General features: G+C 69.9%; 15 protein-coding genes. 8 read left to right on the top strand and 7 right to left on the bottom strand.

Features of this window, described 5'->3' with window-relative positions; all coding sequences use genetic code 11:
• Nucleotides 1-135: 135 nt before the first annotated feature.
• Nucleotides 136-396 carry a hypothetical protein gene (locus WD794_17385; GenBank protein MEX2292087.1) on the bottom strand — a complete coding sequence of 87 codons (261 nt, stop codon included), beginning with the start codon at nt 394-396 and terminating at the stop codon, nt 136-138.
• A gap of 32 nt (nt 397-428) precedes the next feature.
• On the opposite strand from WD794_17385, the gene WD794_17380 reads away from it, so the two are divergent.
• Both WD794_17380 and WD794_17375 read left to right on the top strand, forming a co-directional pair.
• Nucleotides 429-1481, top strand: a complete 1053-nt coding sequence (locus tag WD794_17380; GenBank protein ID MEX2292086.1) for a recombinase family protein — start codon at nt 429-431, stop codon at nt 1479-1481.
• The gene (locus WD794_17375; protein ID MEX2292085.1) at nt 1393-1833 is read left to right on the top strand and encodes a hypothetical protein; all 441 of its coding nucleotides are present in this window, start codon (nt 1393-1395) and stop codon (nt 1831-1833) included. The genes WD794_17380 and WD794_17375 overlap by 89 nt, the downstream gene beginning before the upstream one ends.
• Before the next feature lie 9 nt (nt 1834-1842).
• Here the strand turns inward: WD794_17375 and WD794_17370 are convergent, their stop codons facing one another.
• On the bottom strand, nt 1843-2040 hold the full coding sequence (locus WD794_17370; GenBank protein MEX2292084.1) for a hypothetical protein: 198 nt from the start codon (nt 2038-2040) through the stop codon (nt 1843-1845).
• Between the two features lie 1230 nt (nt 2041-3270).
• The gene (locus WD794_17365; GenBank protein MEX2292083.1) at nt 3271-7665 is read right to left on the bottom strand and encodes an RHS repeat-associated core domain-containing protein; all 4395 of its coding nucleotides are present in this window, start codon (nt 7663-7665) and stop codon (nt 3271-3273) included.
• Between the two features lie 469 nt (nt 7666-8134).
• Here WD794_17365 and WD794_17360 point away from each other — a divergent pair, with 469 nt between their 5' ends.
• Nucleotides 8135-8413, top strand: a complete 279-nt coding sequence (locus WD794_17360) for a ribbon-helix-helix protein, CopG family (GenBank protein MEX2292082.1) — start codon at nt 8135-8137, stop codon at nt 8411-8413.
• Here the strand turns inward: WD794_17360 and WD794_17355 are convergent.
• Nucleotides 8410-10125 (bottom strand): DUF222 domain-containing protein, encoded by a 1716-nt coding sequence (locus tag WD794_17355; protein MEX2292081.1) that lies wholly within the window; start codon nt 10123-10125, stop codon nt 8410-8412. The genes WD794_17360 and WD794_17355 overlap by 4 nt on opposite strands.
• A gap of 138 nt (nt 10126-10263) precedes the next feature.
• Between WD794_17355 and WD794_17350 the strand changes: the two genes are divergently transcribed.
• Nucleotides 10264-10584 carry a hypothetical protein gene (locus WD794_17350; protein MEX2292080.1) on the top strand — a complete coding sequence of 107 codons (321 nt, stop codon included), beginning with the start codon at nt 10264-10266 and terminating at the stop codon, nt 10582-10584.
• 11 nt (nt 10585-10595) lie between these two features.
• Here the strand turns inward: WD794_17350 and groL are convergent, their stop codons facing one another.
• The 3 genes from groL to WD794_17335 all read right to left on the bottom strand — a co-directional run bounded on the left by groL (nt 10596) and on the right by WD794_17335 (nt 13716).
• Nucleotides 10596-12239 carry a chaperonin GroEL gene (gene groL, locus WD794_17345; protein MEX2292079.1) on the bottom strand — a complete coding sequence of 548 codons (1644 nt, stop codon included), beginning with the start codon at nt 12237-12239 and terminating at the stop codon, nt 10596-10598.
• Nucleotides 12240-12814: 575 nt separating this feature from the next.
• The gene (locus WD794_17340; GenBank protein ID MEX2292078.1) at nt 12815-13057 is read right to left on the bottom strand and encodes a hypothetical protein; all 243 of its coding nucleotides are present in this window, start codon (nt 13055-13057) and stop codon (nt 12815-12817) included.
• Between the two features lie 41 nt (nt 13058-13098).
• The gene (locus WD794_17335) at nt 13099-13716 is read right to left on the bottom strand and encodes a hypothetical protein (GenBank protein ID MEX2292077.1); all 618 of its coding nucleotides are present in this window, start codon (nt 13714-13716) and stop codon (nt 13099-13101) included.
• A gap of 298 nt (nt 13717-14014) precedes the next feature.
• On the opposite strand from WD794_17335, the gene WD794_17330 reads away from it, so the two are divergent.
• The 4 genes from WD794_17330 to WD794_17315 all read left to right on the top strand — a co-directional run bounded on the left by WD794_17330 (nt 14015) and on the right by WD794_17315 (nt 14945).
• Nucleotides 14015-14203, top strand: a complete 189-nt coding sequence (locus tag WD794_17330; protein ID MEX2292076.1) for a hypothetical protein — start codon at nt 14015-14017, stop codon at nt 14201-14203.
• Nucleotides 14204-14279: 76 nt separating this feature from the next.
• Nucleotides 14280-14492, top strand: a complete 213-nt coding sequence (locus WD794_17325) for a hypothetical protein (GenBank protein ID MEX2292075.1) — start codon at nt 14280-14282, stop codon at nt 14490-14492.
• Nucleotides 14489-14689 (top strand): hypothetical protein, encoded by a 201-nt coding sequence (locus WD794_17320; protein MEX2292074.1) that lies wholly within the window; start codon nt 14489-14491, stop codon nt 14687-14689. The genes WD794_17325 and WD794_17320 overlap by 4 nt, the downstream gene beginning before the upstream one ends.
• 52 nt (nt 14690-14741) lie before the next feature.
• A complete protein-coding gene (locus tag WD794_17315) occupies nt 14742-14945 on the top strand; it encodes a hypothetical protein (GenBank protein MEX2292073.1) in 204 nt (67 codons plus the stop codon).
• The last annotated feature ends 42 nt before the right edge of the window (nt 14946-14987 follow it).

Genomic DNA, 14987 nt, shown 5'->3' with positions numbered 1-14987 from the left:
CCCCCCCCCCCCCCCCCCCCCCCCGGCGCAGTCACCAACGAAACCGCCGTCGCGAACGTCCGCTGTGCGCGCGGCAACGACGTTCGGGTTCAACGATGCGATGCCACACGGCAACGGCTACAGGTGCGTGCCTGGTCAGGACGCCTGCGCCGTCAGCACGCTGACGACGTAGCCGAGGTCCATCCGGGCGTCGCAGTGGTCCGGCGGGAGTGGTCCAGCGGAAACGACTTGTCCACAGGCGGTCGGGAGCTGGGCCGGATCTCCCCAAGGCTGGGCGGGGTGGTGCAGCAGCGGCACGCCCTCAGCGGTGGTGACGTCCAGCCGCCGGTCCGGGTGCAGCACGAGGCGGAAGCCCTGGGAGTGGATCAGGGTGTGGTGCCGGCTGCAGACGAGCACCAGATTCCCCGTCCATCGCTAACCTGACCCCTATGGGGAAGTCGGTGAAGTCGGCGGCGGTGTACGCCCGGATCAGCAGCGATGACGGGCAGGCGCTCGGAGTGAAGCGTCAGCTGGAGGACTGCCACAAGCTCGCCGCCACCCTCGGCTGGCCGGTCGGTGAGGAGTACGTCGACAATGACCTGTCGGCCTACTCGGGCAAGCCTCGGCCGGAGTACCAGCGGATGCTGGTCGACCTGGCCGACGGCGCCCGCGACGCGGTGCTCGTCTATCAAGTGGACCGGTTGACCCGCCGGCCGATCGAGCTGGAGCAGTTCCTGGATGTGCTGACCGCGGCGAAGGTGGCTCAGGTGCGGTTCGTGGCCGGTGGTGATCTGGACATCGGCAACGGCGACGGGCTGATGGTGCTGCGGATGCTGCTGGCGGTGGCGGCGAACGAGTCGGCGACCAAGAGCCGCCGGGTCAAGCGCAAGATGCAGCAGAACGCCAGCGCCGGGCTGCCGCACGGCGGCTACCGCCGGCCGTTCGGCTACGCCGAGGACAAGATCACGATCGTGCCGGCCGAGGCGGAGGTGATCCGCACCTTGGCTGAGCGGTACGTCGCCGGGGAGAGCCTGCGGTCGTTGGCGATGTGGCTGGATGCGGAGGGGATCACCTCGGTCGGCGGCGGTCCGTGGCGGACCCCGACGTTGCGGGCGTTGCTGACCTCCGGGCGGATCGCCGGGCTACGCGAGCATCAGGGTGCCGTCATCGGCCCGGCGGTGTGGGAGCCGATCATTACCGAGCAGACCCGCGCCCGCATCCTGGCCCGGATGAACGAGCAGAGCCGGACCGGCCGGCGCAGCCCACGCCGGTATCTGCTGTCCGGGATGCTGCGCTGCGACAAGTGCGAAGGGGGTGCTGTTCAGCTCGCCGCGGCAGGACACCCGCCGCTACGTCTGCCTGTCTGGCCCGGATCACGGCGGGTGCGGGCGGTTGACGGTGGTGGCCGCGCCGGTGGAGGACCTGATTACCCGGGCGGTGCTGCTGCGGCTGGACAGCCCGGAGCTGGCCGACGCCCTGTCCGGCCGGGCCGCGGCCGATGAGCACACTGCCGCCCTCGCCCTGGCGTTGGCTGAGGATCGGCAGCAGCAGGAGGAACTCGGCGGGCTGTGGGCGGCGAAGAAGATCGACACCGCCGGCTGGCTGCGGGCCCGCGGTGACCTGGAGGCCCGGATCGCGCAGGCCGAGGCCCGACTGGCCCGGTTGACCCGCAGCGACGCGCTGACCGGGCTGGTCGGCAACGGGCAGCAGCTACGCGCTTCGTGGGACGGGCTGGACCTGACCCGGCAGGCCGCGATCGTCCGGGCCGTCCTGGACCACGCCGTCATCGGCCCCGGCGTCCTGGGTGCCCGCGCCCTGGACCCTGACCGGGTGCAGCCGGTCTGGCGGCTCTGACCCCGCCGTTTACGACCCGATGGACGAGCCTGCCGTCGACGAGGGGCGGGCTGGTCGGCTGGTCGGGCTTGCGGTGCCGGTGAGCAGTACCCGGACCCGGTCGATGACCAGCGCGTCGGTGACGTGCACGGGCAGGCCCTGCGCCGCGCACGAGCGGGCGACCCAGGCCCGGACCTGCTCGTCGGACAGCCGGACCTCTACCGCCACGGCGAGCACACCGTCACAACCCCGGCATCACCGTGGACGACGTCGAGGACGTCGGCCGGTCTGTCGTGGTTCACGTCCTCGTCCCCGGATGTCGTAGGCCACCTGGTATGGCCTTCTACTTCTGGTAAGTGCGGTCCGGCCGGGGCCTGTGACAGACGATCTTGCGGTTTCTCGGGCGGTGACCCTTGCCCGTAGTGCCTCGCGGGCGCCGTCGCCGGACCGGCCGACTCTTGCCGGCAGCTCGCGGGTGGGGGCGGAACCCTTGCCGATGGCGGCGAAAGTCTTGCCCGGTGGGGAACCGACTCTTGCCGACGCCCGCTTTCCGGGGGTGGAAGTGGAGGATTGCCGTGTCCGCGGGATCGTCCTGATCTTCTGGGAGCCGCTGCAGCCGCTGCCCGCGGTGACCGCCGTCCCGGACCGCGGCGCCGACCGTGACGTCGGCGAGCTGCTGCGTGACATCGACCGGCGGCTGCTCGCCCCCCCACGCCACCCCGACGACCACCAGACCCGGATCGTGCTGGTCGACCTGCACCGCCTGCTCGCCTGGCCTGGTACTCCCTGCTCGACCCCGACGGCGATCGCGCCGGACGGGCCCGCTGGGAGCAGCACCTGGACTGGGCCGGCCAGCTCCGCGTCATCGAGACCGACACCGCCGTCGAACTGGCCCTGGCCGACCTCCGCCGCCAACGCGGCCAGGAGCACCGCGCTTTACGCTCGCCCGCGCCCGGGCGAGCACCCACCCCTGCTACGGCGACGGGGACCAGGCCGGGCGCGCAGCGCCCGGTCTGGTCCCCAGAGCCATAACTTGCTCCGAGACAGGCAACTGAGTCGCGGAGCAACCGCGCCCTGACCTGGCTTTTTGTTTGTGATCACGTCGCTGCTGGCTCTACGCCGACATTTGTGGAGCCAGGACCAGACGGGTCTGGCCCGCAACGGGAGAGCAGCAGACCAGAGTTGAGTCCACGGACGCCGCCGTTGGCGGTGGAGCGTCTGTCACGTGTTCCGGCGCCGCTGCTCCAACAGCAACGGAAGCGAGCCGAGCGGCGCAACAACCATCATCAAGACGCCTAACCACACAACGCCGGTTGCGATGAGCACGGCCCCGCCGATGATCAAGAGCAGGTTGTATGCCAGGAGCCTCCGGGTGAACAGCCGCTCTGGCTCACGCCCATCTCGACTCATTTTTACCTCCGACTCCAGGGGACGGCGATTCGCGGCAAGCAGCGAGCCTTATAATCCGAAGCCCTCTGCGAGAAGGCCCCCTGCGACACAGCCGCCGGCGAGGATCACGCCGCCCGCCTGAGGACCAAACACGGCGCTCGTTGCCAAAGCATGTTGATAGACCAGCGCAGCGCCCGCTCCACAACCTTGCAAGAACCCGAGTACCGACGCGCCGCTCGGATCGGAGTAGTTGCAGGGGTTGTTGCGGGCGTAGGTGTAGTGGGGGTCTTGGCCGGTGGGGTCGAGTTGGGTGAAGCGGCCGAGCGTGGGGTCGTAGTAGCGGATGCCGAACTTGTACAGCCCGGTCTGGTCGTCGAGGTAGCCGCCGGTGTACTCGAAGGGGTTGGGGACCTGTTCCGTCTTCGCGCGGTTGATGCCGTACGGGTCGTAGCTGTAGCTGTTGACCTTGCTGCCGCTGCTGTTGACGAGGCCGACGACGCTGCCGAGCCCGTCGAACAGGTAGTAGAAGCTGCTGTCGCCGTTGCGCATGGCGATCAGCGTTCCGTTGGGGTCGCGGATGAAGCTGGTGGTCGCGCCGTCGGTGGTTTCGGTGGCCAGACCGGTCGGGCTGGTGGTGAAGCTGGTGCTGCCGCGGCTGGTGCGCTCGTTCTGGCTCAGACCGGTGTAGGCGAACGGGGTGCTGGTGCCACCTGCGGTGACGGCGGTGAGCTGGTCCTTGTTGTTCCAGCTGCCGGCGGTGCGGGTGGTGGCTCCGACGGCGGCGGTCTCGTTGCCGTTGGCGTCGTAGGAGAAGCCGCTGGTGCTGCCGTTGCGGCTGATCAGCTGGTTCGCGGCGTTGTAGCCGAAGCTGTTCTGGGTGGTGCCGATCGTGGCGCTGGTGCGGTTGCCGGCGTTGTCGTAGGCGTAGTTCCAGGCGGCGGTCTGGGTGCCGGCGCCGTCCTTCTCCACGGCGCTGGTGAGCCGGTTGAGGGTGTCGTAGCCGTAGCTGGTCGTCCGCCCGGCGACCGCGTCGGTGCGGCTGCGGGTCAGCGCGGTGTCGCCGCCGGTGCTGCTGGTGTAGGTGTAGCTGAAGTCCGACTGCACCGTGCTGCCGGTGACGGCCCGGATCTGCTTGACCCGCCCGGACCCGTCCGGCGTGACGCTCATGGTGGTGGCGGTCGTCGTCGGGTAGCTGGTGCTGGTGCGCAGGCCGTTGTTGTTGTAGCCGAAGGTGGTGCATCGGCTGGTCGGGCTGGTGGTGCACGATCCGCCCGGCTCGGCCAGGCTGATCAGCTGGTTCGCGGCGTCGTAGCGGTAGCTGGTGGTGCCGCTCGGGTCGCTGATCGACGTCAGGTTCCCCGTCGCGTCGTAGGTCAGCGTCTGCGAGCTCTGGCCGGGCAGGGCCTTGCTGGTCTGCCGGCTCAGGGCGTCGTAGCCGTAGCTGGTGGTGCCGGTCTGGTCGACCTGTGAGGTCCGGTTGCCGTCGTTGTCGTAGCTGTAGGCCACGCACGTCCCGTTGCCGGTCTCGGTGCTGGTGCAGGCGGTGACGCCGGACAGCCGCACCTGCGTGATCCGGTCCAGCGCGTCGTACACGTACCGGGTGACCTGGCCCTTGCCGTCGGTGCTGCTGGCCTTGCGGCCCAGGGCGTCGTAGGTGGCGCTGGTGTCACCGAGCGGCGCCGGGTTGTCGATGTTGGTCAGGTCGCCGGTGGTGTTGTAGCTGTACCGGGTGATGTTGTTGTTGCCGTCGGTGGCGGTGCACACCTGCCCGGGTTTGCCGCCGCAGGTCGCGGTGGTACCGGCCGGGCCGTTGTAGGTGTAGCTGGCCGTCACCGCGCCGTCCGGGGCGGCGGTGCTGGTCTCGGTGAGGTTGCCCGGGCCGTCGTAGGTGTAGGAGGTGTCGCTGCCGTTGCCGTCCACGCTGCCGGAGGGCTGCCAGTGCGCCACCCGGCTGGTCACCGTCCCGACCGCCTCGGCATACCGCAGCGTGCTCTTGACCCCGGTCGGGGCGGTGCTGTCGGTGGCCCGGAAGTCGCTGTCGAAGCCGAAGCTGCTGGTGCCCGCCGGGCTCATCGCGTCCACCGCGCTGGTGACGGAGTTGTCGGCGTTGAGAGTGGCCGACCGGGACCGGCCCAGGGCGTCGGTGGCCTTGATGACCCGGCCGGCGCTGTCGTAGAAGTAGCTGGTGGCGTTGCCGTTGGGGTCGGTGACGACAGTCTTGCCGTTCCCGCCGCCGGTCGCCGAGTAGGCGTAGGTGGTCGTCGGGCCGGTGTTGTTGGCGGTATCGGTGACCTGCTTGACACTCAACGCCCGGCCCTGCCCGTCATAGGTGATCAGCGTCTTGCGCCCGCCGGGCGTGACGATCTCGCTGAGCAGGCCGGTGCCAGCGTAGCCGTAGCTGGTCGTCTCACCGGCCGGGTTGGTGTAGCTGGTCAGGTACTCACACCAGCTGTCGTAGCCGTAGCTCCAGCTGCGGCTGGCGTCATCGGTCATGCCCGACAGCAGCCCGTTGCAGCCGGTGTGCGCCAAGGTGAGCTTGCGTCCGGCGGTGCTGGTGACCGCGTCGAAGCCGACGCTCATCACGTTGCCGTTGCGGTCCTTGACCGACGTCAGCTCCCCGAAGCCGTCGAAGGTCTTCACCTCACCGCTGCGCCGGTCGGTGCGGGTGTACAGGCCGGTGGTCAGGTCGTAGGACAGGTCGGCGCCGGAGCCTGCGGCGGAGGCGAACGTGGTGCCGTCCAGGTCGGTGTACCGCCAGAAGATCGCCGAGCCGGTCGGGCCGTAGTGGATCGCGCCGTCGTTGACCGGCCAGATGAACTCATCCGGGCCCGGGCTCTGCGTCCAGTAGGCGGGCAGGTTCCCGGTGAAGCTGCCGGTGCCGCGGCTGTTGTAGAACCGGCCGACGGTGTGCTCCACCCCGGGGGCGGGGATCGCGACGTCGGCTTCGGACAGCAGCAGGTTGCCGTTGGAGACGTTGACCTTGAGCTCGGAGCGGTCGGTGAGCTGCTTGCTGCTGTAGGTGTAGTAGGGCCGGTCGCCGGTGCGGTCGACGTACTCGATGGTCAACAGCGGGCTGAAGCCGTTTTTGGCCAAGGCGATGCTCGACCCGGTGGTCGTCGAGGTCGACGACAACTGCACGCCGTGGTTGACCACCGCGCCGGTGACCCAGTCGGTGGCCAGCGAGCGCAGGTCCAGGTCGATGTTGAAGTTGCCGGCCCAGTGGGTGGCGCTGGCGGTGGTCGCGCCGACATCACCACCGGCGGTGGTCCAGGCGTTGCTGCCGTCGTAGGTGTTCCAGGTGGCGCTGCTGGCCGTCCAGGCGCGGGTCAGCGGCTTGGCCTGCACCGTGATCCCGTCGGCGTTGGCGTCCTCAGCGGTGATGTCCGCGGTCAGCCGGGCCCGGTAGACGTCGATGTCGCGGGGGACGTTCGAGGTGTCGAACTTGATCAGCGCGTGGTTGCGCTTGCCGCCGGTGTCGGTGCCGACCCGCAGCGTGCTGGCGCCGGAGTAGTTCGTCGTGGTGCCGCCGGAGTTCAGGTAGGTCTGGCCCGCCGGGGACAGCTCGTAGGTCGGGTCGAGCCGGACCGGGAACACCCGGGCCGGGTCGGCCAGCCAGGCCGGGTCCAGCGACAGCGTCACCGTCGGGTCCGAAGCCGGACCAGACAGGGTCAGTGAGGTCGCCTCGGTGGAGAAGCCACCCGGGCTGCCTGAGGCGTCCTGCACGTGCGGCGGCGCGAAGCGCAGCCTCTCCACCCCTGCACCGTCCAGCGCGGCCAGTCCGCCGTCGGCAGTCTCGGCCAGGCGCAGGCCGCGGCTCAGCGAGGTGTCGAACACGAAGGCGGTCGGGGCGGCCGCCGCCTGCAGGATCAGCGTCTCCTTCACCCCGCTGTCGGTGGCCTGATACTCCAGGTCCACCCCCGGCAGCGCGTCGTCATAGGTGGCGGTGTCCCGCTCGATCGTGGCGGTGCCGTCGGCGTCCTGCAGCGAGAACCCGACCGACGCCCCGGCCGCCTCGACCATCACCGGACCGTCGCCCAGCTCCTTCGGCAGGCTCAGCCGGTAGCTGTTGGCGGTGTTGCGCACCCGCCCGGGGTTCGCGCTGTCCTCGCCAATGCGGTTGTCGTTCTTGGCCCAGCCGCCGCTGCCGTCGCGGTGGTTGACCGGCCGGTCGAACAGCCGGGCCTGCAACGCCCCGGTCTTGAGCCGGTAGGTGCGCGAGGTCGCGGTGCGCAGCGCCGGGATCTCCCCATCTGCCTCCGTTGCGCGAGGACCCCCTTGCGGACCGCCCGCGCCCGCCGGCGCCGCCGGAGCAGCCGGCGAAGCCGCAGCGGGTGAGACAGCCGACGCCGCCGACGCGGGAGCGGCGACCGACACCAGCCCCGAAGACGCCAGCACGGCCGAGGCTGCCAGTAACGACAACCGGGACAACGAACGGCGGGCCGGGACATCAACACGAGCAGCCATGGTTACGTCCTGGAACGAGGGGGTAAGGCTGCTGACTAGGCCACACGGAGGATGGCGGCGTAGCCTGAAAGGGCCACAAACCGGCGCAACAGCGGCATCTCTGTCCTCGGCGATACCCCGAAACGTGCCTCAACGTCCGGTTCGTCCCGGTTCACTGACTACTGCTGCCCAGGGTGGGGCATGACTGCTGGGAGTCAGCCGCCGCATGCCGTGGCAGGTTGTATTGGCAGTTGACGAGGTTGGCCGACCTGTTATGGACATCAGCGAACGCGTACGGACGACCGCAGGTGATCCCGCGTCATGGGTCGCTGACGCAACGCCTGCCGGGGGGGGGCAACAACGGCAGCTGCGCCGGCCGAAGAGAGGTCCCTTGCAGTGCCGACCGTCGTCGCGCTGGACGTTTCATCAGCGATCGTGACGGTTCCCTGCCGTCTTGACGGCATGACGGCAGGCAGCCAACATGGTGGCCGTGGAGCGACGTAAGACGACCGTGTACCTGGACTCCGAGGTCTTGACCGCGACCAAGGTCTTGGCGGCAGCTCGCGAACGCACCGAGAGCCAGGTGGTCGAGGATGCACTTCGTGCCTACCTGCGCACCAGCGACGTGGAGGTGGCGCGCGCCGACTTGCGTGCCTTGATGGACCGGCTCGCTCAGCGGGCGGATCTTGATGACGAGGCGGCCATGGCCGTGGCAGTCGAGGAGGTCAGGGCGGCACGGGTCGTACGCGGATCTTCCTCGACCCGTTAGGTGCGGTCGCCGCGGGCCGTGCCCGACACGAACGTGCTGGTCGCCGCCGCGATCACGCCTCGAGGGCTCTGTGGCCGCCTGCTGGATGCCGCTCTTGACGGCCGGTGGCAACTGGTGGTCTCCCCGCAGCTCTTGGCCGAGCTGAACACGGTGCTCGCACGGGACAAGTTCCGTCGCTGGCTGAGCGAGGACGAAGCGAGGCGGTTCGTCGCCGACATCGGCGTTCTCGCCGCCGTCGTCGCGGATCCTCTCTCAGGATCGGGCCGAGCGACCGCCGACCCCAAGGACGACTTCCTCGTGGCCTTGGCCATGGGTTCTCCCGACATCGTGGCGCTGATCTCCGGGGACCCGCATCTCACCGAGCTGGTGGACATGAACCCTCCGGTTCTGACACCGGCGAGGTTCCTCGACCAGATGCGAAGCTGAGGCACTCGGGCGGTCGGTTCGCGGCCTCCCGCGGATGGGCCGGCCAACAGCTGCATAAGAGGACCGGCCACAACTGCTCTTCCGGTGAATCGTGGGCGGGCAACCTCTCGCCCCTGCCCGGAGGGGGCGGCTTCGTGCTTGACCAGGTTGTTCAAGTCGGTGCTCCCGCCGTCGGACCAGTAGACGACGTGGTGGGCGTGCAGCTTCTTGCGCCGGGTGCAGCCAGGGAAGCGGCAGCGCTCGCCATCCAGGGTGCCGAGCAGCTCGCGCAGGGCGGCGTTGGCCTCCCGAGACGTGCGGCCCAGGTCGTGCCGGCGTAGATCAGCGGCAGTGACGGGGCGCAGCCGGAGCACCCTGCCACGGCCGGGCAGCGTTCTCATCACGGCGCGCAGGCTGCTCGGTGGGAGCAGCTCACCATCAGCCAGCCGGCCCCAGCCGGAGATCGGGTCGATCTGCGCGGTCAGCTGCGGCCGGCGCCGGCGGGTGATGGCCGGGTGCGCCTGCTGCTCGGCGGCGAGGGCGTCCTGCGCCAGTGCCAGCAGCGCCTGCGCGTCGGTGACCTTCGCGGCGCCGGGTGTTTCCGCGGCAACGTCCTCCGGCTCGACGACGAGCTCGGGCTCCGGCTCCGGCTCCGGCTCCGGATCGGGCTCCGGCGCCGGCCGGCTCACGTCCTCCGGCACCGCGGTCGCCGCCTGCTCCGCCTGCTCGGCGTCCCGCTGTCGCTGGAGCTCGGCCTTTTTCGCCTCGATCCCGGCCTGCACCACCGGCAGGTACTCGGCCGGGTCGCTGATCGTCAGCGTGAAGTTGCCCGCATCGTCATAGCGGACGCGTGTCCGCAGCGACCACGCCGCCGCCTCCGGGTCCAGCTCGGCGGCCGCGTTGGCCTGGGTACGGCGCACCCCCCGCACGATCTTCTCCAGCTGGGCCGCGGAGGAGTGGCGGGCAAGCTCGACCCAGTCGATGCCGTCGTCCGACTCGGCGACCCGCGTGATCGCGCGGACCTTGGAGTAGGAGATGCGGCCCTCACCGAAGCCGGCCGCCACCTCGGACAGCTCCTCCAGCCGGCACGCGACCCGTACCTGATCACGGGCCGCGCCCAGCGACAACCCGGTGCGCCACGACAGCCAGTGCGCGCACGACAGCATCCCCGTACCGGCCCAGCCCTCACGACGGTCGAACTCGGCGATCCACGGCAGCTGCTCCGCCTCGGCAGCGGCGATACAGCCGGCCCGCAGGCAGATCCCGTCCGCCAGCTCCTCGATGGTCAAACTCGAAAGGCTCTTCATGGCAGCAACTTACGGCCGACCTGGGACAGTTTCGGGGTCGCCAACTGCGACGCTTCAGGCAAGCGCGGGCGAGGCCCACAAGCGCCAGGGAGGTCTGGGCCAAGACGCTCCTCACGGTGGCGACCAGCGTCGCCGTCCATGAGCGACGCGCGGCGGCTGGTCGACAGCTGTCGAGCTACTGCAACGTTCTGCGCGGCGATCGGCGTCTCGACGATCGATTATGTCGAGCAGCTGATGTACCTGCTCTTCCTCAAGATGGCGCACGAGCGCGGGACCCGGCCGCTCGAGCCGGAGCGGATCGTGCCGGCGGAGTGCTTGTGGCAGCGGCTGCCGGACGCCGACGGCGACGAGCTGGAGGCGACCTACCGCGCACCAGCGGCGATCTGGCTCCGAAGCGCGGATGGCAACGCCGACGGGGCGGCCTCCCGAAGGAGACCGCCCCGTCGTACGAGCAGGTGATGCAGGCTGGACTAGAAGTCCATGTCGCCCATGCCGCCCATGCCACCGGGCATGCCGCCACCGGGCATGCCGGCGCCGGCCTTCTCGGGCTTGTCGGCGATGACCGCCTCGGTGGTGAGGAACAGCGCGGCGATGGACGCGGCATTCTGCAGCGCCGAGCGGGTGACCTTGGCCGGGTCGATGATCCCCGCCTTGATCATGTCGACGTACTCGCCGGTCGCGGCGTCCAGACCCTCGCCGATCGGCAGGTTGCGGACCTTCTCCACGACGACGCCGCCCTCGAGGCCGGCGTTGATGGCGATCTGCTTGATCGGCGCCTCGAGCGCGAGCCGGACGATGTTCGCGCCGGTGGCCTCGTCGCCGACCAGGTCGAGCTTCTCGAAGGCGCTGACCGAGGCCTGCAGCAGCGCGACGCCACCACCGGCGACGATGCCCTCCTCGACAGCCGCCTTGGCGTTGCGGACAGCGTCCTCGATGCGGTGCTTGCGCTCCTTGAGCTCGACCTCGGTGGCCGCGCCGACCTTGATGACGGCGACGCCGCCGGCCAGCTTGGCCAGCCGCTCCTGGAGCTTCTCGCGGTCGTAGTCGCTGTCGCTCTTCTCGATCTCGGCGCGGATCTGGTTGACGCGGCCGGCGATCTGGTCGGCGTCACCCGAGCCCTCGACGATGGTCGTCTCGTCCTTGGTGATGACGACCTTGCGGGCCCGGCCGAGCAGCTCGAGGCCGGCGGTCTCGAGCTTGAGGCCGACCTCTTCGGCGATGACCTGGCCACCGGTCAGGATCGCGATGTCCTGCAGCATGGCCTTGCGGCGGTCACCGAAGCCGGGCGCCTTGACGGCGGCCGACTTGAAGGTGCCGCGGATCTTGTTGACGACGAGCGTGGCCAGGGCCTCGCCCTCGACGTCCTCGGCGATGATCGCGAGCGGACGGCCGCTCTGCATGACCTTCTCGAGCAGCGGGAGCAGGTCCTTGACGGAGCTGATCTTGCCGTTGAGCACGAGGACGTAGGGGTCCTCGAGGACGGTCTCCATGCGCTCGGGGTCGGTGACGAAGTACGGGCTGATGTAGCCCTTGTCGAAGCGCATGCCCTCGGTGAGCTCGAGCTCGAGGCCGAAGGTGTTGCTCTCCTCGACGGTGATGACGCCTTCCTTGCCGACCTTGTCCATCGCCTCGGCGATGATGCCGCCGACGGTGGGGTCGGCTGCGGAGATGCTCGCGGTGGAGGCGATCTGCTCCTTGGTCTCGACGTCCTTGGCAGCGTTGCCGATGGCCTCGACGACACGCTCGACGGCGGCCTCGATGCCCTTCTTCAGGCCCATCGGGTTCGCGCCGGCGGCGACGTTGCGCAGGCCCTCGCGCACGAGCGCCTGAGCCAGCACGGTGGCCGTGGTGGTGCCGTCACCCGCGACGTCGTCGGTCTTCTTGGCGACCTCCTTGACGAGCTCGGCACCGATCTTCTCGTAGGGGTCCTCGAGCTCGATCTCCTTGGCGATCGAGACGCCGTCGTTGGTGATCGTGGGGGCGCCCCACTTCTTCTCCAGGACGACGTTGCGGCCCTTCGGGCCGAGGGTGACCTTGACGGCGTCGGCGAGCTGGTTCATGCCGCGCTCGAGGCCGCGGCGGGCCTCCTCGTCGAAGGCAATGATCTTGGACATGCGTGGGTCCTCCCGGTCGGGCGTGCTGATCTGCAGGTGCCCGCGACGGACGACCGGACTGCCGGCCTCACCTGTCAGATCTGGCACTCAACACGTCAGAGTGCTACGACCTTGTTAGCACTCTCACCTGCCGAGTGCAAGCCCAGGAGCTCCGGGGCGACGAGCCGGTACGGACGGACGCCCGCCCTGCTCGTACACCCGTCGCCGGACGGCGAGGGACGGACGTGGGGCCGGCGGCGTGGGACAGTGGGCCGGACCGCCACCTATGCATGGGTGGACGGTTCGGGGCAGGACCGGCGTCGCCGGAGGCCCATCAGCCCGGGAGCGCGCCATGAGCAAGGACAAGGGCGGCCGAGCCGCCAAGAAGCCCAAGGCAGCGAAGAACATCAAAAGCACCGGTCAGACGCCCCCGCCTGGAAGCGGGGCAATCAGCGCCAGCACGGCCAAGGGAAAGAAGTAACGGAACGTCCCATGGCCGGCGTGACAGGCCGTTCGGTGAGGTCGAGCTAAAGCGGGTGTCGGCCTGATGGCGCACCCAGCGCGTGCCCGGTGCGGCTGGGTGCCGCGGGTGGTGTTCAGCTGTCGCTGGCTGTGGCGCTCTGGCTCGGGCTGTACTCGCCGTCGTTCTCCGTCGGCGTGGTCGCGGTCATGTCCTCCCGCGCATCAGCGGCGTAGGAGTCGGCGGGGCCGGTGTAGCCGTCGGCGGTGCTGGCGTCGACGAGGCCCAGGCCGCCGGTGCTCATCAGGCTCATCTGCTCCCGCGCGGGCAGCGGCTGCCCGTCCTGCTCGGCGAGCTCGTCGTCATCGAGACCGATCATCGGCGTGGCTCCGCCTTCCTGCTCGGGTGGGATGCTGTGGCTCAGCTGCTGCGGGCATCACGGTCCCGGTATCCGCGGGTCGTCGCGGTGTGACCGCCGGCGCGCAGCTCGTTGTCGATGGTGTCGCGCAGCTCGCCGGCGAGGACGTCCAGCTGTTCGTCGAACGCGCCGAAGTCCTCGAGACCGTCCGCGGGCTGCGCGACGACGGCGCTGGCCCGGGCCTGGATGTCCTGGATGCGCTGCTGGCCCTGCGCGCTCAGGCTCACCGCCCGCTCGCTGGTGATCACGTACTGGAAGGCGTACGCGTAGGTCAGGCACTGGTCGCAGGCGCTGTTGGTGGCGAAGGCGGCGTTGGCGACCTCGACGGTGTCAGGATCGCCGGTGAGGAACACGGCCTGCAGTGCCGCGGCGTGCGTGTTGCAGCCGGTGCAGTCCCGGCTGTCGGCATGAGCGAGGTTCGTCGACTGGGCGCTGTCCCCGCCGTAGGGGGCCGCCTGGACGTTGGCGCGGTGGGCGAACCCGCCGCTGGCGGTGTTGACGACGTGGACGATGTTGTTGGCGCCGCCGCCGGTCTGGGCGTTCGCCGGCGCAGCGCCGAGCGTGGCGGTGAGCGCGAATGCGGTGGCGGTGAGGGCGGTGAGTCGCCGGGCGTTCTGCATTGTCTGGCCTCTCTGGGTGTGTGACCAGGCGTACCCGGTGCTTGGAATGGCGGCGACGGCGCCGAGGAGCCCGCGCGCGGCGCCGAGGAATCGGCCGATGCTGTGGGACAGGTGCCCGCCGCGGGGTTCGCTGACACCGTCGGTGTACAGCAGCGCATCTCCTGGGAAAGTGGTTGCGGGCGGTGCTGCGGTTCCCACCGCTCATGTGAACGTCGTCCCCGCGCGCCACGTGATCGCACTGCTCGCGCAGCACGTGTCGTCGGGATGATCAACGCGCCGAACGGGAAGACGCGGTGCCATGACTGCTGACACGCCTCCCGGGATGTCCGACGCCGAGCTCGAGGAGCACACCGCCTCAGCGCTGCCACCGCGCGAACAGATGTCGCTCGTCACACCGGGAGCGGTCGACGGCACCGCCGCGATGGAGGTGCTACCCGACGAGGCACAGACCTGGCACGGCAACCCGAACGAGCCCCACATCATGTGACCTTGCTGCCGAGGCGGTAAGCCGTCGGCTACCTGCTCGCCAGGTTGCCACCGCTCGTGCCGGGAACACCTGGCCCATGAGCGAGTCCCGGCGGATCATTCGTCGCATCCGCAAGGAGATCGACGAGCCCGGGCTGCGCGCGTCCGTGGCGGCAGACGTGAACATCGCGATCGCCACCGGCGCCAGCGCAGGCTCGACCACCAGCTCGTCGACCCACTCGACCGTGCACGTGCAGCAAGGCCGGTCCGCGCGGGCCGCGCCCGATCCCGAACCGAAGGAGCGACCATGAGCGACAAGCCTGGCCTGACCGACGAGGAGCTCGAGGGCGCCTCCGGTGAGCAGCTGCCCGACCGCGAGCAGATGTCGCTGGTGAACGCGAACGTCGCGATCCCGATCAATGCCGCCGTCGCGGCGAACGTGCTGTCCGACGGCTCGATCGCCTACGCCGACGCCGAGCAGGACGCGTACATGGACCAGTCCAACTAGTCCGCCAGCCCGCACCACCCCCACCTGCACGTCCTACCTGAAGGAGCACCCCATGGCTGAGAACACCCCCGGTCTGACCGACGCCGAGCTCGAGGCGCAGGACGGCGAGCAGCTGCCCGACCGCGAGCAGATGTCGCTGGTGAACGCCAACCTCGCCGCGCCCGTCAACGCCGCGGTCGCGCTGAACGTCCTCTCGGACGACTCGGTCGCCTACGCCAACGCCGAGCAGACAGCGGACATCGACCAGTCCAACTAGCACCACGAGCAGCGCGCGGGGCCCACCGATCCGGTGGGCCCC

The organism is Mycobacteriales bacterium (assembly GCA_040902655.1).
In the GTDB taxonomy this organism is placed as follows: Bacteria; Actinomycetota; Actinomycetes; order Mycobacteriales; family SCTD01; genus SCTD01.
This window is presented reverse-complemented; position numbering and strand designations above follow the sequence as displayed.

Excerpts from the sequence above, each read along its gene's own strand:
- WD794_17320 (MEX2292074.1), top strand. The coding sequence starts at position 14,489 with ATGAGCGACAAGCCTGGCCTGACCGACGAGGAGCTCGAGGGCGCCTCC.
- WD794_17350 (MEX2292080.1), top strand. The coding sequence starts at position 10,264 with ATGAGCGACGCGCGGCGGCTGGTCGACAGCTGTCGAGCTACTGCAACG.
- WD794_17315 (MEX2292073.1), top strand. The coding sequence starts at position 14,742 with ATGGCTGAGAACACCCCCGGTCTGACCGACGCCGAGCTCGAGGCGCAG.
- WD794_17365 (MEX2292083.1), bottom strand. The coding sequence starts at position 7,665 with ATGGCTGCTCGTGTTGATGTCCCGGCCCGCCGTTCGTTGTCCCGGTTG.
- WD794_17380 (MEX2292086.1), top strand. The coding sequence starts at position 429 with ATGGGGAAGTCGGTGAAGTCGGCGGCGGTGTACGCCCGGATCAGCAGC.
- WD794_17330 (MEX2292076.1), top strand. The coding sequence starts at position 14,015 with ATGACTGCTGACACGCCTCCCGGGATGTCCGACGCCGAGCTCGAGGAG.
- WD794_17355 (MEX2292081.1), bottom strand. The coding sequence starts at position 10,125 with ATGAAGAGCCTTTCGAGTTTGACCATCGAGGAGCTGGCGGACGGGATC.
- groL (MEX2292079.1), bottom strand. The coding sequence starts at position 12,239 with ATGTCCAAGATCATTGCCTTCGACGAGGAGGCCCGCCGCGGCCTCGAG.
- WD794_17335 (MEX2292077.1), bottom strand. The coding sequence starts at position 13,716 with ATGCAGAACGCCCGGCGACTCACCGCCCTCACCGCCACCGCATTCGCG.
- WD794_17340 (MEX2292078.1), bottom strand. The coding sequence starts at position 13,057 with ATGATCGGTCTCGATGACGACGAGCTCGCCGAGCAGGACGGGCAGCCG.
- WD794_17325 (MEX2292075.1), top strand. The coding sequence starts at position 14,280 with ATGAGCGAGTCCCGGCGGATCATTCGTCGCATCCGCAAGGAGATCGAC.